Source organism: Rhodococcus sp. NPDC003348, from assembly GCF_053589375.1.
On sequence record NZ_JBSFRT010000005.1, the window covers coordinates 103,415 to 126,012 of the forward strand.

Genomic DNA, 22,598 nt, shown 5'->3' on the forward strand with positions numbered 1-22,598 from the left:
GAACCAGGTCGGTGCCCCGTGGGAGACTGGTCCGGTGAGGTTGTACCGGGATCATGCGGTGGTGCTGCGCCAGCACAAGCTGGGCGAGGCGGACCGCATCGTCACCCTGCTCACCCGCCAGCACGGCCTGGTGCGGGCGGTGGCCAAGGGCGTGCGCCGGACGAAGTCGAAGTTCGGCGCCCGGCTCGAACCGTTCGCGCACGTCGACGTCCAGCTCTACCCCGGCCGCAGCCTCGACGTGGTGACCCAGGTGCAGACCCTCGACGCATTCGCCACCGACATCGTCGACGACTACGGCCGCTACACCACCGCGTGCGCGATCCTCGAGACGGCCGAGCGGCTGTCCGGGGAGGAACGGGCCCCGGCGCCGCGGCTGCACCGGCTGACCGTCGGCGCGTTGCGGGCGGTCAGCGACCAGATCCGTCCGCCGGAGCTGATCCTCGACGCCTTCCTGTTGCGGGCGATGGGCTTCGCCGGCTGGGCGCCGGCACTCGACGAGTGCGCCCGCTGCGCCGCTCCCGGACCGCACCGCGCCTTCCACGTCGCGGCCGGCGGAGCGGTGTGCGTGCACTGCCGCCCGCCCGGTGCGGCCACCCCGTCACCCGGCGTGCTTGACCTGATGAGCGCCCTCGACCGCGGCGAATGGGCGTACACCGAGACCGTCTCCCCGGCGCTGCGCTCGCAGGCGTCCGGGCTGGTGGCCGCCCACCTGCAGTGGCACCTGGAACGGCAGTTGCGGACGCTGCCGTTGATCGAGCGGTCCCGGCCGCATGCCGCCGTCGACGAGGCGGTCGGGCAGGATGAAGGGCGTGATCCGACGACGCGCACCGCAAGCCTCGCCTGACCGGGAGATCCGGCCCCCCAGCCCGCACCCGTCCGGTGCCCGGGCCCCGATCATCCAGCCGGAACTGATCCCACGGCACGTGGCGCTGGTGATGGACGGCAACGGGCGCTGGGCGCAGGAGCGGGGCCTGCCCCGCACCGCCGGCCACGAACGCGGCGAGGCGGTGCTGATGGACACCGTCGAGGGCTGCATCGAGATGGGCGTCAAGTGGCTCTCCGCGTACGCGTTCTCCACCGAGAACTGGAAACGCAGTCCCGACGAGGTCAAGTTCCTGATGGGCTTCAACCGGGACGTGATCCGGCGACGCCGCGACGAGATGCACGAGATGGGTGTGCGAGTGCGGTGGGCGGGACGGCGACCGCGGCTGTGGGCGTCGGTGATCAAGGAACTCGAGATCGCCGAGGAGTTGACCAAGGACAACGACGTGATGACGCTCACCATGTGCGTCAACTACGGCGGCCGTGCCGAGATCGCTGACGCGGCACGGGAGATCGCGCGTCGGGTCGCGGCGGGTGAGATCAACCCGGAGAAGGTCACCGAGGCGACCGTCGCGCGGTTCCTGGACGAGCCGGAGATGCCCGACGTCGACCTGTTTCTGCGGCCGTCCGGCGAGCAGCGCACCTCGAACTTCCTCATCTGGCAGTCCGCCTACGCGGAAATGGTGTTCCAGGAGAAGCTGTTCCCCGACTTCGACCGACGTGACCTGTGGGCGGCGTGCGTGGAGTACGCCTCCCGCGACCGGAGGTTCGGTGGGGTGAAGGAGCAGTGAGCGAGGACACCGCACAGGTGCTGCAGGGCCGCGCCCGCGACACTCTCGCGCATTTCGTGACTGTCACCGAAACCGACGACGGCTCACTGGGATTCGAGTACGCCGGGGCGCTGTGTTCGCTGCGGGCGGTGGCCCTGGCTCCGGGACTGGAGGTGCTGGCGCTGACGGCGGTGCTGGCCTGGGACCGGCCGGTCAGCACCACACTGCACCGCAGGGTCGCCGACAAGAACGCGGCGCTGCAGTTCGGACTCGTCTCCGTGATCACCCGCGGCCGGTTCGCCGATGTCATCCTCCGGTACACCTTCCCGGCCGCCGGACTGACCGACGAGGCGTTGACCACGATGCTCCTGCTGGTGCTTTCCGGGGTGGATGACAGCAGGCAGGGCCTGCTGCCGTAGCGGAGGTCGCCCGACCCCCCCGGGCCGGCTCCCGCGCCGGTACCCCCAGGATTTGGGGGTACCGGTCGTGCATCGGGCCGGCACAGACTGGGGACATGGGCGTGAGGCGAAATGTCGAGATCCTCCGTTCGACCCTGCGGGATGTTGCCCGCGCATCAGGTGACACAACATCATGGGAAACGGCGATATTCATCAGAAGCTGCACGGCTTGTTCCTCGGCCGCGACTTCGACGCAATGGACGACTACCTCGATGCGAAGTTCACCTATGAGGACGTGCCACGCGGCCTGGCAATGCACACCCTGGGTGAGTTCAAGGGGTGGCTGCAGGGGTGGCTGACCGGGTTCTCCGATTCCCGGATCGAGGAGGCGCAGTACCTGGACGGGCCCGACTTCTCGGTGTGCATGTTCCAGGGAAGGGGTCGCAACGACGGTCCCCTGGGCGACCTCCCGCCGACCGGCCGGACGACGGACCGTATCGTACTGCGAGGTAATGCGATTCGGATCGGATGGCAAGGTCGTCTCCTGCCGGATCTTCTGCGACCAGTTGTCGCTCCTGAGCCAGCTGGGCCATATCACCCAACCCGCATGAGGATGTGGATGTGAGAGCCGACGTGCCCGTCTCGTCGTCGTGACGAGGCGGGCGCGCGTCAAAGGTGCGCGATGTCCGACATGTGACGGCTCCGCGCAGGGTCATTCCTGCGAGGGAGGTGTCGGACTCCTGCGCCTGGGTGAGGAATGCGTACTCGGGAGTCATTCGGTGCGAACGGATTTGCGGGGATCCATTGGTTGCGCAGATGCGAATCGCTGTTAACATACGTGCCCGAGGGGGTTGCGATCCGGTCCGGCCGCAGACCTGTCGACAGCGATCACGAGGGGGCGTCGCCTGATGAATGCGCTCGACCGAATCCTGCACTACGAGATGAAGGTCTCCGAGTTCCTCGGAGTCCTGATCTTGGTGGGCATCCCGTACTTCGTCATGGGCGTCGTGTGGACGCTCACGCACACCGATCACCTGCGGGACATGCACGGACTCGACGTCGTGATCTCGTTCCTCGGTTCCGTCGTGTGCTGGCCGGTGCTCACCTTCTCGAATGTGTGCATGACGTGAGGCATGGTCGGTTGCGAGCGGAGATCCGTCGATGATCCTTCTGGTTCGGCTGATAGACCTCGGCGTCCTGTACCTTCGGATCCTCGGTGGCAGGGTGGAGGTCGCCGGTGCGGTGCGTGCACTCGCCTGGATTGCCTTCGTGTCACTCGCGCTGCTGGGCCTCGGCCTGTTCGGGTTCGTGGTGGTGCACCTGCTCGACGTCATCTCCGCAATCACCGGCGACACCTACCGCTGACCCCGCTGCCGGTGGTCGGGCAGTCCGGCCCGAGGTTCGCCTACCCGCCGTACACCGACCGCGCGCAGGCGGTGATGCGGCGGATGTTCCGACCGATCCGTTGGCGTCCGCTCAGGACTCCTTCGGTGTGAGTGCGGCGAGGGCAGCGGTGAGGTCCGCCTCGAGTCGGTCGCGGTCGACGCCCAGGCCCGACAGCGGACCGTTGCCGTCCTCGACCTCGAGCAGTGCGAGGAGAACGTGCTCGGTGCCGATGTAGTTGTGGCCCAGTCGAAGTGCGTGACGGAAGGTCAGTTCCAGTGCTTTGCGTGCGGCGGTGTCGTAGGGGATCAGTTCGGGTGTCTCGTCGGCAGGCGCGGGCAGGGTGGCGGTGACGCCCTCGCGGACGGCGTCCACGGTCACGGACTGCCTGCCGAGGAGCAGCAGGGCCAGCGACTCGGGTTCGGCGAGCAGGCCGAGGGTCAGATGAGCGGGCGTGACCTCGACTGAGCCGGCGGCCTTGGCCTCGTTGTGCGCCGCGGCGACGACGTTGCGTGCCCGCGGGGTGAACCGGTTGAAGCCCTGGTTCGGATCGAGGTCGGCGGCCGTGCCGGGATCCTTCGGGGTGAACCGCTTCTGCACGGCCTGCTTGCTGACGCCCATACTGCGGCCGATGTCGGTCCAGGAGGCGCCGGTGCGGCGGGCCTGGTCGACGAAGTGGCCGATCAGGTGGTCGGCGACATCGCCGAGGTGGTCGGCGGCGAGCACCGCATCGGAGAGCTGTTCGAGCGGATCGGCGTGGACCTTCTTGATCGCGTCGATCAGGTCGTCGAGCCGGATCTTGGGGGTGAGTTGTGTGGGTTCCGACATGCGTCAACTCTAAGTTGACGATGGCAAATCGTCAACCATTGGTTGACGAGAGTCGTCACGCGGTGGCGCAGGTGCGGCAGGTGCCGAAGATCTCCACGGTGTGACTGGCGTCGGTGAACCCGTTGGCCTCCGCGATCGACTGTGACCACCGCTCGACCTCCGGACCGTCGACCTCGACGGTGAACCCGCACGACCGGCACACCAGGTGATGGTGGTGGCCCGACGAGCAGCGGCGGTACACCGACTCCCCGGTGTCGGTGCGGAGCATGTCGACGGTGCCGGCCTCGGCGAGGGTCTGCAGGGTGCGGTACACGGTGGTCAGGCCGATGCCCTCGCCGCGCTTGCGTAACTCGTCGTGCAGATCCTGGGCGGACCGGAACTCGTCGATCTCGTCCAGGAGCGCCGAGATCGCGCTGCGCTGCTTGGTCGCGCGCACGCCGACCACCACCGGGATGCGGGGCTTGTCGGTCACGTCAGTGTCCTTCCTCGGCGTGGGCGACGGCGTCGATCACGATGTGGGCGAGATGGTCGTCGACGAGGCGGTAGACCACCTCGCGCCCGGAGCGGTCGCCGCGAACCACGCCCGCGGACTTGAGGACTCGCAGGTGCTGGCTGATCAGCGGCTGTGTGACCGCCAGTGCGTCGACGAGTTCGTGCACGCACCGCGGAGCCTCGTGGAGTTGCAGGACGATCGCGATCCGCACCGGCGCGGCCAGGGCTCGCAGGAGGTCGCCCGCGGCGTCCATGGTCTCGCGACCCGGCAGTTGTGCGGGGGGAGCGGCTTCGGCGCCGGGGCTGTGCAGACCGTCGGCGTCGGTGATGCTCACTTCGGCGTACTCCTTCGCGGTGGATGTCCGGGGTGTCGTGCTCGGGCTCACGATGACCTTATTGCAAACCGTATCCATTTTGATATGCACGAGTATGCATGTCAAACGGTGAATTGGGGTGTGCTCGCGCCTGCCGATAGGCTGGGAACGCACGTCCCTATCCACACAGCATCTATTACCCAGATGGAGAGCTTCCCCAGTGGCACCCAAGTCCAAGGTCGAAACCGTCGCCAACCTCGCCAAGCGTCGAGGTCTCGTCTTCCCCTGTGGCGAGATCTACGGTGGCACCCGGTCCGCCTGGGATTACGGGCCGCTCGGCGTCGAGCTCAAGGAGAACATCAAGAAGCAGTGGTGGCGGTCGATGGTCACCAGCCGCGACGACGTCGTCGGCCTGGACTCCTCGGTCATCCTGCCCCGCCAGGTGTGGGTCGCGTCCGGCCACGTCGGCGTCTTCAACGACCCGCTCGTCGAATGCCTGAACTGCCACAAGCGGCACCGGCAGGACCACCTGCAGGAGGCGTACGCCGAGAAGAAGGGTCTCGACAACCCCGACGACGTCGCGATGGACGTCCTCGTGTGCCCCGACTGCGGCACCGTCGGTCAGTGGACCGAGCCCCGCGACTTCAACATGATGCTCAAGACCTACCTCGGCCCGGTCGAGTCCGAGGAGGGCCTGCACTACCTCCGCCCGGAGACCGCGCAGGGCATCTTCGTCAACTTCGCGAACGTGCTCACCACCTCCCGCAAGAAGCCGCCGTTCGGCATCGGCCAGATCGGCAAGAGCTTCCGCAACGAGATCACCCCCGGCAACTTCATCTTCCGCACCCGCGAGTTCGAGCAGATGGAGATGGAGTTCTTCGTCAAGCCCGGTGAGGACGAGGAGTGGCACCAGTACTGGATCGACACCCGCCTCGCCTGGTACACCGACCTCGGCATCAACCCGGACAACCTGCGTCTCTACGAGCACCCTGAGGCCAAGCTGTCGCACTACTCCAAGCGCACCGTCGACATCGAGTACCGCTTCGAGTTCCAGGGCAGCGAGTGGGGCGAACTCGAGGGTGTCGCGAACCGCACCGACTACGACCTCCGCGTCCACGAGGAGTCCTCGGGCCAGGACCTGAAGTACTTCGACCAGGCCACCGGTGAGCGCTACACGCCGTACGTGATCGAGCCGGCTGCCGGCCTGACCCGATCGCTGATGGCCTTCCTCGTCGACGCCTACCAGGAGGACGAGGCGCCGAACGCGAAGGGCGGCGTCGACAAGCGCACCGTGCTCCGCCTCGACCGCCGGCTCGCGCCGGTCAAGGCGGCGGTGCTGCCGCTGAGCCGCAACGAGGCACTGAGCCCGAAGGCCAAGGATCTCGCGGCGACGCTGCGCAAGAACTGGAACGTCGAGTTCGACGACGCCGGCGCGATCGGCCGCCGCTACCGCCGCCAGGACGAGATCGGCACCCCGTTCTGCATCACGGTCGACTTCGACACCCTCGACGACCACGCCGTCACCGTGCGTGAGCGCGACACCATGGAGCAGGAGCGGGTCTCCCTCGACAAGGTCGAGGGCTACCTCGCGCAGCGCTTGATCGGCGCGTAAGCGCCTCCGGCACCTGTGCGCGCTTTTCGGGTGGCGGGAGCCACCGAAAGCGCGCACAGGTGCGTCAGCGCCTGACCACCCCGCGGGCGACGAGTTCCATCGTCACCGAGACCGCGCAGGTCTGCGCCAGCAGGACTCCGACGAGCACCAGGATCTGCACGGCCCCCGCCTGCACCGCGGATCCGCTCGCGAGCAGGACACCCACGAAGGCGCCCGGCAGCGTCACCAGCCCGACCGTGCGGGTCTGATCGAGCCCCGGCAACAGGGCGTCCGCGGCGCTGTCGTGGACCACCAGCATCCGCGAATCCCGTTCGCTCAGGCCGAGACTGAGCGCCGCCTCCACCTCGCCTCGCCGCTGTCCGATCGCGTCGAGTGCGCGTTTGGCGGCCAGTGAGGTGGACGTCATCGCGTTACCGAGGACGATGCCGCCGATCGGGATCAGCGCGACACCCTCCAACGGCACCACACCGCTGAGCAGCATCGGGGGCAGGACCGCCGCCATGCCCGTCGCCAGTGCCGCGGTCAGCCACATCCCGGATCGGCCGGACCGCGATCGGCGGGCGGCGGTGACCGAGGCCGCAACGAACATCACGACCAGCACCGCCGCCGCCGACCACAGATGTCGTAGCGCCGCCGCCAACACCAGCGAGACCGCGGCCAACTGGGCGGCGCCGCGGGCCGCGGCCGCAGGCACCGACCACGGACGGTCGAGCCCGGCGACCCGGTACACCACGGCCGCGGCGAGCGCCATCGCCGCGCACAGCAGCGCGAGCGCGATCCCCGGGTGAGCGAGGGCCGCACTCATGCCCATCGGTCCCTAGAACCGTCCGCTGCGGCTGATCCGGCCGGAACTGCTGGGGCCGCCGAACGATCCGGGCCCCCGGCCGCCGCCGCTCCGGTAGCCGCCGCCGCGGTTGCCCCAGCCGCCGCTCATGCCGCCGCGCATCATCGAGTCGATCAGGATGCCGCCGAGGATCGCTCCGTTCATGCTCGACTGCTGTTGCTGCGGCCGCCGGCTGGCCTCCCACTGCTGCACGTCCGACTGGGCCAGTCGAAGGGCCCGGCCGCTGAGGTCGCCTGCGGCCTTCGCGTGCTGCAGGGCCTGCGACGGATCGGACTGGGCGAGCTGCCGCGCGCCGTCGAGGTGTCGCTGCGCCTCGGACAGGCGGGTGCGGGCCTCTGCGCCGACCGCGCCGCGCCGCGTGGCGATGAAGTCGGTGGCCGCGGTGATCTGGGCCTGCGCAGCGGTGATGTCCTGCGTCAGACGTTGCGCCGTCCGTTCGGCGGTGGCCTTGGCCTCGGTCGCGGTGGCGATCACCTCGTCGAGCGCGGCGTCGGCCTTGGCGAGTTCGGTGAACGCACCGAGCGGGTCGCTGTCGCGAGTGGCCTCCGCCTTCTCGAGAGCCGCCTGTGCGGCGGCCTTCGCGGCGGCCAGGTCCGCGCCGCCGTGCGTGGCGAGGGCGTCGGCGTCGGTGATGTCCTTGCGGGCGTCCTCGATCGCGGCGGGCAGCGTCGCCATCGCGGTTCGGATGTTCTCCGCGGCGTGGTCGATGCCGTCGAGCAGTTCCCGGACCTGGTCGAGAGCACCCTCGGCGGCCCGGATCGCGACGACCGCCGGGCCCTGCTTGCCCGCGGGCCTGCTCGCGGCCTCCCGGCCCGCGGTGATGTTCTGGTCGGCGTACGCCAGTTGCTCACGCGCCAGCGCGATGTTGCCGTCCACCGAGGCCAGTGCGGGAGCGGGGAACTCGCTGCGCAACGAGACCAGGGTCTTCTCCGAATCGGGGATCCGGACCGTCATCTCGACCGTCCGCTGGGTGAGCGCGTCGAGCCGGGCCGGCGCGTCGATCAGCAGGTCCCGCATGCCGTCGAACTCGGTCACCCGGTCGTTGAGCTCGCGGTCGGCGCGGCTGCAGGTGGCGATCAGCTCGACGAGCATGTCGCGCTGCTGGTCCGGGGTCTCCGGGATGTCGTCGTCGAGCCGCTGCCGGATCGTGAACGCCGACGCGAGAGTCGACTTGGCGCTCTCGTATGCGGCGGTGAACGGGGCGGTCGCGGCATCACCGAACTCGCCGCGGGCGAGGTTCAGTTCCTCCTCGCTGGTGCGGATCGCGTTGTCGGTCTCGACGAGGACCTCCTTGGCGCGGGCGTCGAGGGCGGCGATCGGCAGCGTCGCCACCGCGGCCGGGTCGGTCCAGTCGATCTCGGCGTTGCCGGACCTGCCGCGTCCCGCCGTGCTCTTGCGGCGGCGGGTGTAGAGCACCGCGCCACCCGCGACCACGACGACCGCGCCGCCGATCACCAGATACTTGACGCCGGAACCGGATCCGGTCGACGACATCGCGTCGGACAGCCCGCCGGCCGCGGACACCGCGGCGCCTGCCCAGTCCTCCTGGCGCAGCGCCGGCACGATCGCGTTCCGTTCGATGTCCTCGACCTCGGACGCGGACACTCCGGAGATCCCGGACGGGACACTGAACGAGTACGCGCGGTCCCCGGTCGCGACGGCCAGCAGGGCGGTCCCGTTGCCGAGGCTGCTCAGCTGCTCCGTGCGGCCGGCCCACGCGTCGGCGTCCACGCCGTCGAACGAGTCGACGTACACCACCCACAGCTGCACCTGGTGCTCGTCGAACAGGCTGTCCAGCGCGGCCTGGACGTCGGCGCGTTCGGACCCGTCGAGCACCCCGTTCGGATCGGTGATCTGGGAGGGCAGCCGCGACGGGGCGTCCGCTGCGGCGGTGGCGGGCAGACCGAGCAGGGCGATCAGGGTGGCCACGAAGGCGAAGGCCGCGGCGACCGCGCCCCTGCGTCGACCGGCAACGACGGGGTGTGCGAGTGACATGATCACGAATCTATCGGTTGCGGCGTCGATAGCGGTGACATCGAACGGTGCTGTCACCGCATGTCCTTCGTCACCGACCTGCCGCGGCGCCGCCGGGGCGGCGGTGGCCGGTGTCGCGCCCGTAGGCTGGCAGACTTGTGGAGTGAGTTACGCAGCAGCACGCCCCCACGACGACGAGCGTCTCGGGTTCACCGGCACCGTGGCCCGGTGGCTGCGGCGTGCGGTGGTCGGGGCCCTCCTGATCGGACTGCTGTTGGTCGGGGGGACCGCGGTGCGGGTGTGGCAGGTGGCGCGGATCAACGACACCCGGTCCGCGGACGCGATCGTGGTGCTCGGCGCGGCCCAGTACTCGGGGACCCCGTCGTCGGTGTTCGAGGCCCGGCTCGAGCAGGCCGTGAAGCTGTTCGAGCGCGGCGTCGCGCCGACGGTGGTGACGGTCGGCGGTAAGCAGGTCGGTGACCTGTACACCGAGGCGGCGTCCGGCAAGAACTACCTGATCTCCCGGGGCGTTCCGGAGGACCGGATCATCGCGGTCGAGGAAGGGTCGGACACGCTCCGCAGCATCGAGGGCGTCAGCCGGGTGATGGGGGAGCACTCGATGACGTCCGCGGTCCTGGTCAGCGACCCGTGGCATTCGTTGCGCACCCGTACGATGGCCCGGGACGCCGGCCTCGAGGCGTGGACGGCGCCGACCCGGCAGGGGCCCGCCGTGTTCACCCGGGAGTCGCAGTTGCACGGAATCGCCAGGGAGACAGGTGCATTGCTGTGGTACCAGCTGACCCACTTCTCCGCCGACTTCCCGTACACGGCGGTGCAGTGACCGTGTCCGCGTACACCGAGCACGACCTCGACCGGCGTGTCGCCGAGGCGCCGAAGACGGCCGGGCTGCCGGGCACCTCGTCCTCGCGCAGCGACTTCTCCCGCGACCGGGCGCGGGTGCAGCACAGCGCCGCGCTGCGCCGGCTGGCGGACAAGACGCAGGTGGTGGGGCCGCGGGACGGTGACACCCCGCGCACCCGGCTGACGCACTCGATCGAGGTGGCGCAGATCGGCCGGGGCATCGCCGACGGCCTCGGCTGCGATCCGGACCTGGTGGACCTGGCGGGCCTCGCCCACGACATCGGGCACCCCCCGTACGGACACAACGGGGAGAAGGCCCTCGACGAGGTGGCCGCCGACTGCGGCGGTTTCGAGGGCAACGCGCAGAACCTGAGGATTCTCACCAGTCTGGAACCGAAGGTCCTCGGACCGGACGGTGTCAGTGTCGGGTTGAACCTGACCCGCGCCGCCCTCGACGCCGCGATCAAGTACCCGTGGACCCGTCCGGAGCCGGGCGCGAAGTTCGGGGCGTACGACGACGACGCCGAGATCCTCGCCTGGGTGCGCGAAGGCGACCCTGCAACACGGGTGCGGGACGGCGTTCCCGGCATCCGGCGGTGCCTCGAGGCGCAGGTGATGGACTGGGCCGACGACGTCGCGTATTCCGTGCACGACGTCGAGGACGGGGTGATCGCCGGCCGGATCGACCTGCGCGCGCTCGCCGACCCCGCCGAACGCCGTGCGCTCGCCGAGATGGGTGCCGCCGAGTTCCGAGGGCTCGTGGCCGACGACCTGGTCGAGGCCGCGAGCCGGCTGTCGGTGCTGCCGGTGGTCGTCGAGGTCGGACGCTACGACGGCACCCTCGGCTCGTCGGTGGCGCTGAAGAACCTCACCAGCGAGCTGGTCGGCCGGTTCGCGACCGCAGCGGTCACCGCGACCCGGCAGGTCGCCGGCGACGATCCGCTGTCCCGGTACGCCGCCGACCTGGAGATCCCGCCGGTCGTGGCGGCGGAGGTGGCACTGCTCAAGACCGTCGCGCTGCGGTACGTGATGTCCGACGCGGGGCACCGCACCCGGCAGGACCGGCAGCGGGACCGCATCCACCGCGTCGCGCAGTGGCTGACGCAGACCGCGCCGAGCTGTCTGGACCCGATCCTGCTGCCGGCGTGGGAGCGGGCCGGTGACGACGGCGCCCGCACCCGGGTGATCGTCGACCAGATCGCCTCCTACACCGAGAGCCGTCTCGAACGCGTCGACAAGCAGAGCCTCGGCGCGCAGGCGGCCTGGGGTTAGGCGCGAGGCGACTAACCGGGCAGCGTCTGTGCCATCACCCGCAACGTGTTGCCGCCCATGATCGCGCGGATGTCGTCGTCGCTGTGCCCGCGATCGCGCAGTTCCTGGGTGATCACCGCGATCTCGCCGGTGTCCCAGGCGACCGTGGTGGAACCGTCGTAGTCACTGCCCAGCGCGGCGGTCTGCAGGCCGCCGACGGCGATCACGTGCTCGATCGCGTCGACCACCGCGGCGGGGGTCAGCTCGCACACCGCGGCGTCCCAGTAGCCGATGCCGACGACGCCGCCGGTCGCCGCCACCCCGCGGATCTCGTCGTCGGTCAGGTTGCGGTTGACGTCGCAGGTGGCCTGGACGCCACCGTGGCTGGCTACGACCGGCTTCGTCGCCCTCGTCAGCATCTCCGCGATCGCCGGGTGGCTCGCGTGCGCGATGTCGACGATCACCCCGCGCTGCTCCATCTGCTCGAACACCTGCCGTCCGAAGTCGGTCAACCCGTCCTTGTCCACCCCGTGCATCGAGCCTGCGACCTCGTTGTCGAAGAAGTGAGTGAAGCCGGCCATCCGCATGCCCGCGTCGTAGAGCCGGTCGAAGTTCTCGATTCGCCCCTCGAGGTTCTGCAGGCCCTCGACCGAGAACAGCGCGCCGGTCACGTCCAGGCCTGCCGCCCGATCCGCGAGCAGCGCCTCGAGGTCGTCTCGGGTGCGCACGACCCGCAGCCGCCCGTCGGAGTCCGCGGCCGCCGTCTCCAGCTTCTCCGCGTGGTACAGCGAGCGTTCCAGCAGCGACCCCCACGTGCGCGGCGGCTGCAGCTGAGCGATGGTCAGCAGGGTGATGTTGTCGGTCTCGCCGGTGTTCGAGTCGTAGTTCTGCCCCTTCGGCGACTTCGACACCGACGAGAACACCTGCAGGGCCACGTTGCCGTCCTGCAGGCGCGGCAGGTCCATGTGGCCGCGGGAGGACCGCTCGAGCAGGTCGCGGTCCCACATCAGGGTGTCCGAGTGCATGTCCACGATCTGCAGGCTGTCGTGCAGTTCGCGGGTTTGCGGGGCGATCTCCGGCAGTGCCGTGTCGATGGTCTTGTTCTGCGCTCGCTCGACGATTCCGGGCGCGAGCGCGAAGAACGCGACCGCGGCGACGGGGACGAGGACGGCGACGCCGATGGCGGTGCGGCGCACCCACCGGCGTGAGGAAGGCGACATGGCGCGAATCCTAGGTCGTCCACCGTGCGGGGTTCCCGGAACGTGCACCTAGACTGTGCTCGTGGCCGGCCGAATTCCTGAACGAGACATCGCGGCCATTCGGGAACGCACCCGCATCGAGGACATCGTGGGGGAGTACGTCGCGCTGAAGAACAGCGGCGGCGACTCGATGAAGGGCCTGTGCCCGTTCCACGACGAGAAGTCCCCCTCGTTCCACGCCCGCCCCAACCACGGCACCTTCCACTGCTTCGGCTGCGGCGAGGGCGGCGATGTCTACTCGTTCCTGCAGAAGATCGAGCACATCTCGTTCGTCGAGGCGGTCGAACAGCTCGCGGACCGGATCAACTACACCATCTCCTACGAGGGCGGCGGGCCGTCCGTCCAGCGTGACCGCGGCACCCGGGCCCGGCTCGTCGCGGCGAACGCGGCCGCGCAGCAGTTCTATGCCGCCCGGCTGCGGGAACCGGACGCCCAGACCGCGCGCGACTACCTGACCGAACGCAACTTCGACGGTCAGGCGGCGCTGACGTTCGGTTGCGGCTACGCCCCCGACGGCTGGGACACCCTGACCAAGCACCTGCTGACGCAGGGCTTCGAGGCCAAGGAGATCATCGACGCCGGCCTGGCCACGCCGGGCAAGCGGGGCACCCCGATCGACCGGTTCCGGCGCCGCCTCGTGTGGCCGATCCGCAACCTGGGCGGCGACGTGATCGGGTTCGGTGCCCGCAAGCTGTTCGACGACGACACCATGCCGGGCAAGTACATCAACACCCCGGAAACCATGCTGTACAAGAAGTCCCAGGTGCTGTTCGGCCTCGACCTTGCCAAACGGGACATCGCCAAGGGCCACCAGGCGGTCGTCGTCGAGGGCTACACCGACGTGATGGCGATGCACCTGGCGGGGGTCACGACCGCGGTCGCGGCGTGCGGCACCGCGTTCGGTGACGACCACCTGGCGATGCTGCGTCGCCTCCTGATGGACGACAGCTACTTCCGCGGCGAGGTGATCTACACATTCGACGGGGACGCGGCCGGGCAGGCCGCGGCGATGAAGGCGTTCGAGGGCGACCAGAAGTTGGCCGGACAGTCCTTCGTGGCCGTCGCACCGGACGGGATGGATCCGTGCGAGCTGCGGCAGGCGTCCGGTGACGCCGCGGTCCGCGACCTCGTCGCCCGCCGCGTCCCGATGTTCCGGTTCGTCGTGAAATCGCTACTGGCCGAACATGATCTGGAGACCGCCGAGGGTCGGGTGCAGGCGCTGCGGCGGACGGTGCCCGTGGTGGCGCGGATCAAGGACACGGCTCTGCGGGAGGACTACGCGCGCCAGCTCGCCGGCTGGATCGGCTGGGACGACATCTCCGCGGTGGTGCGGCGGGTCCGGGACGAGTCCCGTCGTGCCGCGTCCCACCGCGGGAAGGCGGAGCCGGAGAAGAGGTTCCGGGAGGAACCGCAGGCGCCGGCGGCGCCCGCCGGGCCGCCGCGCCCCAACCCCCGCGACCCGACGCTGTGGCCGCAGCGTGACGCCCTCAAGGCCGCGCTGCAGCACCCGGAGATCGCCGGGTCCGTGTTCGACTCGCTGCCGCCGGAGACCTTCACCCACCCGGCGTACGCGCTCGTGCGGCAGGCGATGGCCGACGCGGGCGGCACCGCCGCAGGTCTCGGCGGCGCCGAGTGGATGGATGCGGTCGCCAAGCTCGCCGATCCGTTGCAGTCGTTGGTCACGGAACTGGCCGTCGAACCGATCCGGGCCTCTGACGTTCCCGACTACGTGCCGCGCGTCCTCGCGCGCCTGCAGGAGGTCTGGGTGGGTCAGCAGGTCGCCGACCTCAAGTCGCGCCTGCAGCGCATGTCCCAGGCCGACCGGCCGGACGAGTACATGTCGCTGTTCGGCGACCTCGTCGCGCTCGAGCAGTACCGCCGCAGCCTCCTCGAGCAGGCCGTCGGCGACAACGCCGAGGACCTCTGAGGCCCGCGGTCCGCCCTACAGGCGGTCGCGGGGCACGTAGATCTGCGTGTTCTCGTCGATCGGCTTGAGAGGCTCGAGCTTCGGCTGCGGGTTCAGGCTGTCGGAGAGCTTCTGCCTGCCCACCTCGATCGCCTTCTTCGTCGCCGGGCTCTCGATGATCGCCTTCGTGGTCCGGGTGATCTGTTCGTAGCGGGCGCGGCCGGCCTTCGTGCCGAGCACGTATCCCGCCGCGACCCCGATCAACAAGCGCATCATGAACTGCTTTCCCTCCTGTCGAACGGCCTGACCAAGTGTGCCTGACCGGCCCACGGGCAGGCGATTTGGTACCAGGGTGGGTCTATGGGTTAAAGTCTGTTCCGCAGCCAAGAGAGAAACACCGGCTGCCGAAGGTAATCCCCTGTAGCTCAATTGGCAGAGCTTCCGACTGTTAATCGGACGGTTGCTGGTTCGAGTCCAGCCGGGGGAGCAACCAGGAGAGCCCTTCACCTGCGGAAGCGTGGGTGGGGGGCTTTTTCCGTTTCAAGAGCTCGCGGCGTCCCTGTCGCGGATTGTCACAACCGATCCCAAACTCGCCGCAGCCACGGCCAAGGCATCAGCCCGGGGGGTGCGCGCGTCCTCAGGGCGAAGGACGAATCCGCGTGGCCGAGCCACGCTGAGATCACTGCGATCGGATCCCCCTTGCAGGTGCATCAGCGGGCCGCGGGTGTGACGAGCATCATGAAATCGCACTCGAGTCGCTGGAATCGACTCGAGCGAAATCTACCGCGCAGGGCGTGCAAGTGGTGGTGCGGCGCGAGTAGTTGACGCCCGGGGTGGCCAGGGACCATTGGCCGGACAAACCGGTGCGGTTTGACGCTTCCCTCGCCGCCGCGTATCGATTTGCGCTTCCGGCTTGATTCAGGCTCCGGCGTGACGCTGGTGGCGGAGCGCTTCGCGTCGCCGCCGCATGAACTCTGTCTCGACCTCAGTCTGTGCTTCCAGTCGCTGATCGTTTCGTCGTCGTTCGAGTGCGACACTGATGCGCGCTGGGGCTGTTTTGAGGTGTAGTGCGCGGGCTCGGCGAGCGGACGATTCGTCGTGGAGTACGCGCGATGCGGTGCGGTCCCAGTTGATGAGGATGCGCTCGTATGTCAGTCTCGCCGGGGCCGTGGCGTGAATGCGGCGGACGCCGAGCTGCTCGATGAGCTCCAGCTGAATGCGGAGTATCCGATAGTTGAGTCGGGCCACCGCGATCGTGAGTTCGGACATCATCTCCGGGATCCTTTGGGTCGGTCTGATCGCGGCATGGGCGACGGCAGCGCCACGCCCGCGTCGAGCATCTCGTCGGCTCGTGAGTGAGTGTGAAATTCGAGCCTGCGAAACAGCCAGGAAAGCTGTTACCCACACGTTTCCGGGCTGCGGGGAGCCGGCTACTCTGAACCGGCGCCGAATCCATGCACAAACGCCACCTGCTCGGCCCGGGTTGTGTCCTCATCGGCGCGACCGGTGGCGCGTGGCACCCCTCGGCACCCGTCACTGCCGCGCTCGTTCGGTGGCTGACCTACTGGTTCCGAATGATGTCGCGCATCGGGTCATAGCCGTGTTCCGCGGTCATGCCGGCGGCGATCACCACAAGGACCATTCGGTTTCCGTTCTCTCCGAATACGTACATGACATTCGCGGGTTGGTCAGGTAGCGGGCCTGTCACCTGGATGTCGTCTGCATCATCGACTCGGTGTTGATTGGAACTCACTGCGTTCCAGTCGAACGTGATGCGCGAGATCGGTCCGATTCGCAGTGTGAGCGCGGTGGCCAGGTCGTGGAGTTCGCTTTTCAGGTTCGTCGTCCATGGGCACCAGACTCCATCGACCGGAGCGGGATGATCCGATCGTTTGGGTGAGCAGCAACCGGGGCGTCCGTGTCGGGTGTACGAACGGTCGCCGGTTTCCCGGCGTTGGCGCGTGTGCACCCATGTCGAAATGCGAGGGGATGTGCGGTCGAGTCATTGCGACTCTCCTTGGGGCCGCGAATCGGCCGGTGATGTTCCAATCGGCGCAGACCGGAGATATGTCAATTCCAGTTCGTAGGGCGACCGACACACACGAGCGTACAGGCATTCCTCTCGTGCGGTCCGGATGAGCGCCTCGCCGGCCACTGCCGCGAGTGTGGTGCGATCGTGCGACGGCCGCCGTGCAGCGGGGCAGATCCCCTGCGGGACCAGTGGGCGAAACGGGTTGGTGACGTGACCCAGGCCGGCCGCCAAGACAGGCGCGACCGGCCGGGTTGGCGCCACCTGACGTCAGGGGAGGATGGCGTCGCGTGTCACCGTATGGGTGAGCTCACTCGATCACTCCCGAAATGCAGTCTGACGACGCATTCCGTTGTCCTTCAATAGCATTGAATCAACGGCCACGACGCTTCCCTCGCGCATGGGCCGCGGCCGCAGAACAATCGGTGGGGGGAGCAGCTGGTCCGGCGGGGGAACAGATCCCGTATTGACGAACTTGACGTCCTCGGTTGACTGTCCCTCGCTGGGATCGTAGTAGCCGAAGGCGAGCGCGTCTTCGGTGGTGACGGGTCGTGGCGCACCGACCGATCTGTTCTGGCTGGTCGTCGTTCTCCACCGGCTTCCATGGGCCTGCCGGGCCGGACTGCTGATCGAACGGTTGCTGGTTCGAGTCCAGCCGGGGGAGCCGCGAAAACCCCTCCATCTGCTTCGCGCATGTGGAGGGGTTTTTTCGTTTCCGTGCGGCGTACGGGAAACGGCAAAGGTCCCCGACCTGTGTACGCAGGTCGGGGACCTTCGTCGTCCGCGGCGTCGCCCCGGGGCCGGACGTGACTCAACTCATGCCGGCCTCGGGAGCGATCAGGGACCTTCGCCCCTGTTGTCGCCGTGTCGAGGGTGGAACGCTCGCATTGTCGACGAAGGGCGAGGAAGAAGATGCAGAATTCGCGAACTCTGTCCAACACACATCTGCTGGCACCGCGCGATGCCGACGAGCGGGTGGCGCGGGCGCGGTTCGTGCTGGCGATGCTCACCGCGGTCGCGGTCGTCGCATCGGCCGTCCTGCTCGTGATGGCGATGGCGTAGTCGACGGGGCGACACCTCACCTGGACATCCGCCCGCTGCGGGTCCGTCGGGGGTGCACCGGTAGCATTCGGTGCGCCCGCAAGCGGGCGGATGGGGCGGTAGCTCAGTCGGTTAGAGCCGTGGACTCATAATCCATTGGTCGCGGGTTCGAGCCCCGCCCGCCCCACGCAAGTGATTGCAACGTCCGGATGGATCGATCTGCAGCGGGACCGTACGAACGCGTGAGTGAACGACTACTCGTTGGCGGCGGCGGTCGAGCGGAATTGCGCAGTTCGGTTCAGTGCTTCCCAGGCGGCGTCGTAGCGTTTGACGGTCACTTCGTCGGCATCCCCGAGCAGAGCGTCCAGCAGGCAACGCGGGTTGTGACGCCAGGCGTGCGCGGCATAGGCCACGACATAGTTGGGGAACAGACCCGACCGAGCCAGGGCGTGAATCCAGTCGCCGATCTCACCCCGGTGGATGCGCTCGACGGTGTCGTCCACGAATCCCTCTGTAACGAAGTCGCGGGAGAATACTGCGGTGACATAGTCGTTGCAGGTGAGCAGATGATTCTTCATCGGTGCGGGCACCTTCCTTTGGAGCTGATGCAAAGGGTCCGCGCGGTCCGACTGGACGGCGAGCGATGCCGGGAGCTTCACCTACCAGCTTGAACATGTGCGGCAGAGCACATCTTCGGTCGCGCGGCGCCTGGGGGCATGCGTGGAAATACCTGGTGACATACCTGCCTTTGCCGTGCGCGTGGCCTGCTTCCCGCACGGCAGGCGACGGACGCACTGCTGCCTCGAACCGGAGGGCCGACGCGTGCGATGTCGGTGTCGCGACCGGCCGCCTCGTTGCCCGAAGTGGCCCCGCGGCTCGTCGTCGCCGCGATACCGTGCCCGCAGGGGGTCGACTGTCGGCCGCGCCTCACCCCCCCCAGATTCCCGGCCGGGGAACTCCCCAGAAACCTGGGATGGCCCCACCGTGCCGGATCGCGAACGCTGAGCCGGTGACGAATTCAGCCGCCGCAACGTCCGGCGTGGAGCCGGTCCCGGCCCGTGGGCCGAGATGGTTCCCGCAACATCAGGACTGCTGACTCTGTCCTCGGGACACCCGGTCCCGGCAGGCTGACCGACACCCCTGCGTCACCGCCGCGGGCGAGCTCACCTGACCTTCCCGCGCCGCCCGCGCTTTCTCCACAGGAGCACCATGAAACACATTTCCCACCGCCGACTCCCACGCCGAGCGCGTGTCGGCGCCTCGGCCGGGCTCGTGGCCGGCGCGCTGCTGCTGTCCTCCTGCTCGTTCTCCTTCTCGATGGGCGACGCCGATGCCGCCGACGGTGGCGTCGGGTTCGAAGACCTGCAGTCCGCGACCATCCAACTCGAGGCGGTCGGCACCTTCGTCTCCCCGCAGGAGGGTGCCTACGAGGCGGCCGGACGCGGATCGGGCTTCCTGATCTCCTCGGACGGCTACGCGCTGACGAACAACCACGTGGTCACCGGCGCGGGCACGCTGAAGGTGTGGCGGGGCGGCGACCAGAGCAAGACGCTCAACGCCCAGGTCAAGGGATCCTCCGAGTGCCTCGACCTGGCCGTCGTGAAGATCGACGGAAACGACCTGCCGTACATCGGGATTCGTGAGGACGACGTCGCCACCGCAGACGAGGTGTACGCGGCGGGGTACCCGCTCGGAGATCCGACATTCACGATGACGAAGGGCATCGTGTCGAAGGCGGACACCCCCGCCGACACACCGTGGGCGTCGCTGGAGCACGTCATCGAGCACGACGCCCGGATCCGCAGCGGCAATTCCGGTGGACCACTCGTCGATCCGGACGGTCGCCTCGTCGGCGTCAACTATGCGGGCGACGAGCAGCACGACACCAACTTCGCGATCCATCGCGACGAGGTGCGCCGGATCGTCGACGACCTCCGGGACGGGAAGAACGTGCTCAGTCTCGGCATCAACGGGGAAGCCGTGACCTCCGATGACGGTGAGGGGCTGGGCATCTGGGTCAACTCGGTGGCGTCGGGATCGTCCGCCGACAAGGCCGGCGTGGAACCGGGCGACCTCCTCACCAATATGGAGGGCGTCGCCCTCGGCGCCGACGGAACTCTCTCCGAGTACTGCAACGTCGTCGAAACCCACGGCCAGGACGCCACCCTGTCCGTGGAGGTCTACCGGCCGGCCACCGACACCTACCTGCGCGGCCAGTTCAACGGCGACCCGCTGGAGGCGACCACCACGGTCAGCTCCGGACTGGTCGGGGGCGCCGGGGCGCCGACCGCTCAGGCGACCGCCGCCGGGTTCACCACGGTGACCGACGATTCCGGTGTCGTCAGTGTGCAGGTGCCCGAGTCGTGGTCCCAGGTCGACGGAACACAGTTCGTGGACGACAAGGGCAACTCCTACTTCGGGGTGGAGGCCAGCTCGAATCTCGACCAGTACAAGAACGGCTGGGGGGCGGTCGGCGCCACGGTGCTCGGGTCCGAGGAGGCGGTCGCGAACTCCACGCCGGAGGATCTGCTGAACATGGCGGGCAAGGACCTGCCGGCGGCCGGCTGCGTGTCCCGGGGACGGATGGACTACAGCGACGCCCTGCACACCGGCCGCTTCGAGGCCTGGGAGAACTGCGGACCGGAGAAGGCGAAGTACATCTTCGTGGCGGCGCAGGCGGACAGCGGCCGCTATCTCGCGCTGGTGGCGGTCCAGGCGAACAGCGAGGCGGACGTCGCCGCCGCCGATCGGGTGGTGAACAGCTTCACCGTCGATCTCTGACCACGGGCCGTTCGCCGCCCCTGACCGACAGTTGGGGTGTCCGTTCGAGGGGAGCGGACACCCCGGCTGTCACCTGCCGTGTACCGCCTCGTATTCGGCGATCGGGGCGTTCGCCGACCGTCCTTGCGGTGAATGCACACCTGCGTAGGGTGGGCGCATGGCGATCGCTCCGGACACCAAGAACTGGACCTGGGTCGTCGAACGACCCTGCCCCGACTGCGGATTCGACCCGTCCGCGGTCGAGTTCGGTCGGTTGCCGGAGCTGGTCCGTGCCAATGCCGAGCGCTGGCCTGCGGTGCTCGCCCGCCCTGACGTCGCGGTCCGTCCCGACGAGCACACGTGGTCGGCGCTCGAGTACGGCGCACACGTGCGCGACGTGTTCCGGATCTTCCGTGAGCGTCTGGCCCTGATGCTCGACCGCGACGAACCCGAGTTCGCGAACTGGGACCAGGACGCGACGGCGGTCGCCGAGCGCTACCGCGAGCAGGATCCGCGGGAGGTGGCTGCGGGACTCGCGGCCGCGGCCGGGGCGATCGCCGACGCGTTCGCGGCGGTGCCGGAGGACGCGCTCGGGAGGCGCGGGCTGCGCAGCGACGGGTCGGCGTTCACCGTGCGGACCCTGGCGGTGTACTTCCTCCACGACCCGGTCCATCATCTGCACGACGTGCACGGCTGACGGACTCGGTACCTGGTCTTCGAGCACCCGCGCGAGGCGTCGTCGACACGCTGACATGACCGGCTGGTAACCGCTTCCGACCTGGCGATACGCCTCTACGTTAGAGCCTGTTACGGAATTCTTCTAGAACGTGTTCCAAAACGCCGATTTTCGGGCTATCGTGTGCGCTTGTGATCACCGTCACCTCGATCACCTGTAGTTGACGTGGACGAAAGGCCGGAACGAAATGAAGACAAAGGGCGCGCTGCTGTGGGGTCTCAACGAGCCGTGGTCGGTCGAGGAGATCGAGCTGGGTGATCCCCGAGAGGGCGAAGTCCAGATCCGTATGGAGGCGGCCGGTATGTGCCACTCCGACTACCACCTCGTCACCGGCGCCACGCCGATGCCGTCCTTCCCGGTGCTCGGCGGGCACGAGGGCGCCGGCGTCGTCACCAAGGTCGGCCCGAACGTCAAGCGGCTGAAGGAAGGCGACCACGTCGTCCTGTCCTTCATCCCCGCCTGCGGCACCTGTGATCCGTGTACGCAGGGTCACTCGAACCTCTGCGACCTTGGCATGGGTCTGCTGACCGGCCAGTCCATCTCCGACGGTTCGTACCGCATCCAGGCCCGCGGCCAGAACGTCATCCCGATGTCGCTCCTCGGCACCTTCTCGCCGTACATGACCGTGCACGAGTACTCCGCGGTCAAGATCGACGAGCACGTCCCGTTCGAGGTTGCCGCGCTCGTCGGCTGCGGCGTCACGACCGGTTGGGGCTCGGCGACCAACGTCGCGCAGGTTCGCCCCGGCGACTCCGTCGCGATCGTCGGTGTCGGCGGCGTCGGCATGGCCGCGCTGCAGGGCGCGGTGGTCTCGGGTGCGCGCAATGTCATCGCCATCGACCCGGTCGCGTCCAAGCGCGAGCGGGCCCTCAAGTTCGGTGCCACCCACGCCTACGCCAGCCTCGAAGAGGCCATCGTCCCGGTCATGGAACTGACCTGGGGCAAGATGTGCGACAAGGTCATCCTCACCATGGGCGAGATGGACGGCGCTATGGTCGACCCGGCGCTGACGCTGACCGCCAAGGCCGGCACCTGTGTCGTGACGTCGATGGGCAACATGTCCGACATGGACGTGAAGATGAACCTCTTCCTCTTCGCGATGCTGCAGAAGACCCTCAAGGGCAACGTCTTCGGTGGTGCCAACCCGCGCCACGAGATCCCGATGCTCCTCGACCTGTACAAGTCGGGTCAGCTGAACCTGCAGGACATGATCTCCAACACCTACAGCCTCGAACAGATCAACGACGGCTACCAGGACATGCTGGACGGCAAGAACCTGCGCGGCGTCATCAAGTACACGGACGCCGACCACTGACGT

General features: G+C 68.5%; 24 protein-coding genes and 2 tRNA genes. 16 read left to right on the forward strand and 10 right to left on the reverse strand.

The window, feature by feature from the left end; genetic code table 11:
- Positions 1–34 precede the first annotated feature (34 nt).
- The 6 genes from recO (at position 35) to ACWDU4_RS05055 (ending at position 3,355) form a co-directional block, all read left to right on the forward strand.
- On the forward strand, positions 35–844 hold the full coding sequence (recO, locus tag ACWDU4_RS05030) for a DNA repair protein RecO (protein ID WP_450112752.1): 810 nt from the start codon (positions 35–37) through the stop codon (positions 842–844).
- On the forward strand, positions 801–1,613 hold the full coding sequence (locus tag ACWDU4_RS05035) for an isoprenyl transferase (RefSeq protein ID WP_450112753.1): 813 nt from the start codon (positions 801–803) through the stop codon (positions 1,611–1,613). Before recO ends, ACWDU4_RS05035 begins: the two co-directional genes overlap by 44 nt.
- Positions 1,610–2,011, forward strand: a complete 402-nt coding sequence (locus tag ACWDU4_RS05040) for a hypothetical protein (protein ID WP_450112754.1) — start codon at positions 1,610–1,612, stop codon at positions 2,009–2,011. Before ACWDU4_RS05035 ends, ACWDU4_RS05040 begins: the two co-directional genes overlap by 4 nt.
- A 172-nt stretch (positions 2,012–2,183) precedes the next feature.
- Positions 2,184–2,615: a hypothetical protein gene (locus ACWDU4_RS05045; protein WP_450112755.1), complete on the forward strand. Its 432-nt coding sequence runs from the start codon at positions 2,184–2,186 to the stop codon at positions 2,613–2,615.
- A 283-nt stretch (positions 2,616–2,898) separates the two neighbouring features.
- Positions 2,899–3,120: a hypothetical protein gene (locus tag ACWDU4_RS05050; protein WP_450112756.1), complete on the forward strand. Its 222-nt coding sequence runs from the start codon at positions 2,899–2,901 to the stop codon at positions 3,118–3,120.
- A gap of 31 nt (positions 3,121–3,151) precedes the next feature.
- Positions 3,152–3,355, forward strand: coding sequence for a hypothetical protein (locus ACWDU4_RS05055; RefSeq protein WP_450112757.1), 204 nt, complete (start codon positions 3,152–3,154; stop codon positions 3,353–3,355).
- Positions 3,356–3,466: 111 nt separating this feature from the next.
- On the opposite strand, the gene ACWDU4_RS05060 is transcribed toward ACWDU4_RS05055, so the two are convergent.
- From ACWDU4_RS05060 to ACWDU4_RS05070, 3 genes are read right to left on the reverse strand one after another with little or no spacing between them, the layout of a single operon-like run.
- Positions 3,467–4,201: a Clp protease N-terminal domain-containing protein gene (locus tag ACWDU4_RS05060; protein WP_450112758.1), complete on the reverse strand. Its 735-nt coding sequence runs from the start codon at positions 4,199–4,201 to the stop codon at positions 3,467–3,469.
- 55 nt (positions 4,202–4,256) lie between these two features.
- Positions 4,257–4,673 (reverse strand): Fur family transcriptional regulator, encoded by a 417-nt coding sequence (locus ACWDU4_RS05065; protein ID WP_450112759.1) that lies wholly within the window; start codon positions 4,671–4,673, stop codon positions 4,257–4,259.
- A gap of 1 nt (position 4,674) precedes the next feature.
- Positions 4,675–5,106, reverse strand: a complete 432-nt coding sequence (locus ACWDU4_RS05070; protein ID WP_450112760.1) for an ArsR/SmtB family transcription factor — start codon at positions 5,104–5,106, stop codon at positions 4,675–4,677.
- Positions 5,107–5,227: 121 nt separating this feature from the next.
- Here ACWDU4_RS05070 and ACWDU4_RS05075 point away from each other — a divergent pair, with 121 nt between their 5' ends.
- A complete protein-coding gene (locus ACWDU4_RS05075) occupies positions 5,228–6,619 on the forward strand; it encodes a glycine--tRNA ligase (protein ID WP_450112761.1) in 1,392 nt (463 codons plus the stop codon).
- A 64-nt stretch (positions 6,620–6,683) separates the two neighbouring features.
- Here ACWDU4_RS05075 and ACWDU4_RS05080 read toward each other — a convergent pair whose 3' ends face one another.
- Both ACWDU4_RS05080 and ACWDU4_RS05085 read right to left on the reverse strand, forming a co-directional pair.
- Positions 6,684–7,424, reverse strand: coding sequence for an ABC transporter permease (locus tag ACWDU4_RS05080; RefSeq protein WP_450112762.1), 741 nt, complete (start codon positions 7,422–7,424; stop codon positions 6,684–6,686).
- Between the two features lie 12 nt (positions 7,425–7,436).
- Positions 7,437–9,458, reverse strand: coding sequence for a TPM domain-containing protein (locus ACWDU4_RS05085; RefSeq protein WP_450112763.1), 2,022 nt, complete (start codon positions 9,456–9,458; stop codon positions 7,437–7,439).
- Between the two features lie 142 nt (positions 9,459–9,600).
- Between ACWDU4_RS05085 and ACWDU4_RS05090 the strand changes: the two genes are divergently transcribed.
- Positions 9,601–10,278 carry a YdcF family protein gene (locus tag ACWDU4_RS05090; RefSeq protein WP_450112764.1) on the forward strand — a complete coding sequence of 226 codons (678 nt, stop codon included), beginning with the start codon at positions 9,601–9,603 and terminating at the stop codon, positions 10,276–10,278.
- The gene (locus ACWDU4_RS05095; RefSeq protein ID WP_450112765.1) at positions 10,275–11,570 is read left to right on the forward strand and encodes a deoxyguanosinetriphosphate triphosphohydrolase; all 1,296 of its coding nucleotides are present in this window, start codon (positions 10,275–10,277) and stop codon (positions 11,568–11,570) included. Before ACWDU4_RS05090 ends, ACWDU4_RS05095 begins: the two co-directional genes overlap by 4 nt.
- Before the next feature lie 11 nt (positions 11,571–11,581).
- On the opposite strand, the gene ACWDU4_RS05100 is transcribed toward ACWDU4_RS05095, so the two are convergent.
- Complete coding sequence (locus tag ACWDU4_RS05100) at positions 11,582–12,769, reverse strand: dipeptidase (RefSeq protein ID WP_450112766.1); 1,188 nt, start codon at positions 12,767–12,769, stop codon at positions 11,582–11,584.
- 61 nt (positions 12,770–12,830) lie between these two features.
- On the opposite strand from ACWDU4_RS05100, the gene dnaG reads away from it, so the two are divergent.
- Positions 12,831–14,735, forward strand: coding sequence for a DNA primase (gene dnaG / locus ACWDU4_RS05105; RefSeq protein WP_450112767.1), 1,905 nt, complete (start codon positions 12,831–12,833; stop codon positions 14,733–14,735).
- Positions 14,736–14,750: 15 nt separating this feature from the next.
- Here dnaG and ACWDU4_RS05110 read toward each other — a convergent pair whose 3' ends face one another.
- Entirely contained in the window at positions 14,751–14,990 is a 240-nt protein-coding gene (locus ACWDU4_RS05110) for a hypothetical protein (protein ID WP_450112768.1), read from the reverse strand.
- A 138-nt stretch (positions 14,991–15,128) separates the two neighbouring features.
- On the opposite strand from ACWDU4_RS05110, the gene ACWDU4_RS05115 reads away from it, so the two are divergent.
- Positions 15,129–15,201, forward strand: a tRNA-Asn gene (locus tag ACWDU4_RS05115).
- A 431-nt stretch (positions 15,202–15,632) separates the two neighbouring features.
- Here the strand turns inward: ACWDU4_RS05115 and ACWDU4_RS05120 are convergent.
- Together ACWDU4_RS05120 and ACWDU4_RS05125 are read right to left on the reverse strand one after the other, a co-directional pair.
- Entirely contained in the window at positions 15,633–15,986 is a 354-nt protein-coding gene (locus ACWDU4_RS05120) for a hypothetical protein (RefSeq protein WP_450112769.1), read from the reverse strand.
- A 289-nt stretch (positions 15,987–16,275) separates the two neighbouring features.
- A complete protein-coding gene (locus ACWDU4_RS05125; RefSeq protein ID WP_450112770.1) occupies positions 16,276–16,683 on the reverse strand; it encodes a DUF5994 family protein in 408 nt (135 codons plus the stop codon).
- A 972-nt stretch (positions 16,684–17,655) separates the two neighbouring features.
- Here ACWDU4_RS05125 and ACWDU4_RS05130 point away from each other — a divergent pair.
- Both ACWDU4_RS05130 and ACWDU4_RS05135 read left to right on the forward strand, forming a co-directional pair.
- A complete protein-coding gene (locus ACWDU4_RS05130; protein WP_450112771.1) occupies positions 17,656–17,805 on the forward strand; it encodes a hypothetical protein in 150 nt (49 codons plus the stop codon).
- Between the two features lie 92 nt (positions 17,806–17,897).
- Positions 17,898–17,971 (forward strand) — tRNA-Ile (locus tag ACWDU4_RS05135).
- Between the two features lie 67 nt (positions 17,972–18,038).
- On the opposite strand, the gene ACWDU4_RS05140 is transcribed toward ACWDU4_RS05135, so the two are convergent.
- On the reverse strand, positions 18,039–18,362 hold the full coding sequence (locus ACWDU4_RS05140) for a hypothetical protein (protein ID WP_450112772.1): 324 nt from the start codon (positions 18,360–18,362) through the stop codon (positions 18,039–18,041).
- 631 nt (positions 18,363–18,993) lie between these two features.
- Between ACWDU4_RS05140 and ACWDU4_RS05145 the strand changes: the two genes are divergently transcribed.
- From ACWDU4_RS05145 to ACWDU4_RS05155, 3 genes are all read left to right on the forward strand, one after another.
- Positions 18,994–20,565, forward strand: a complete 1,572-nt coding sequence (locus ACWDU4_RS05145; protein WP_450112773.1) for a S1C family serine protease — start codon at positions 18,994–18,996, stop codon at positions 20,563–20,565.
- Between the two features lie 157 nt (positions 20,566–20,722).
- A complete protein-coding gene (locus ACWDU4_RS05150; RefSeq protein WP_450112774.1) occupies positions 20,723–21,241 on the forward strand; it encodes a DinB family protein in 519 nt (172 codons plus the stop codon).
- A 226-nt stretch (positions 21,242–21,467) separates the two neighbouring features.
- Complete coding sequence (locus ACWDU4_RS05155) at positions 21,468–22,595, forward strand: NDMA-dependent alcohol dehydrogenase (protein WP_450112775.1); 1,128 nt, start codon at positions 21,468–21,470, stop codon at positions 22,593–22,595.
- The last annotated feature ends 3 nt before the right edge of the window (positions 22,596–22,598 follow it).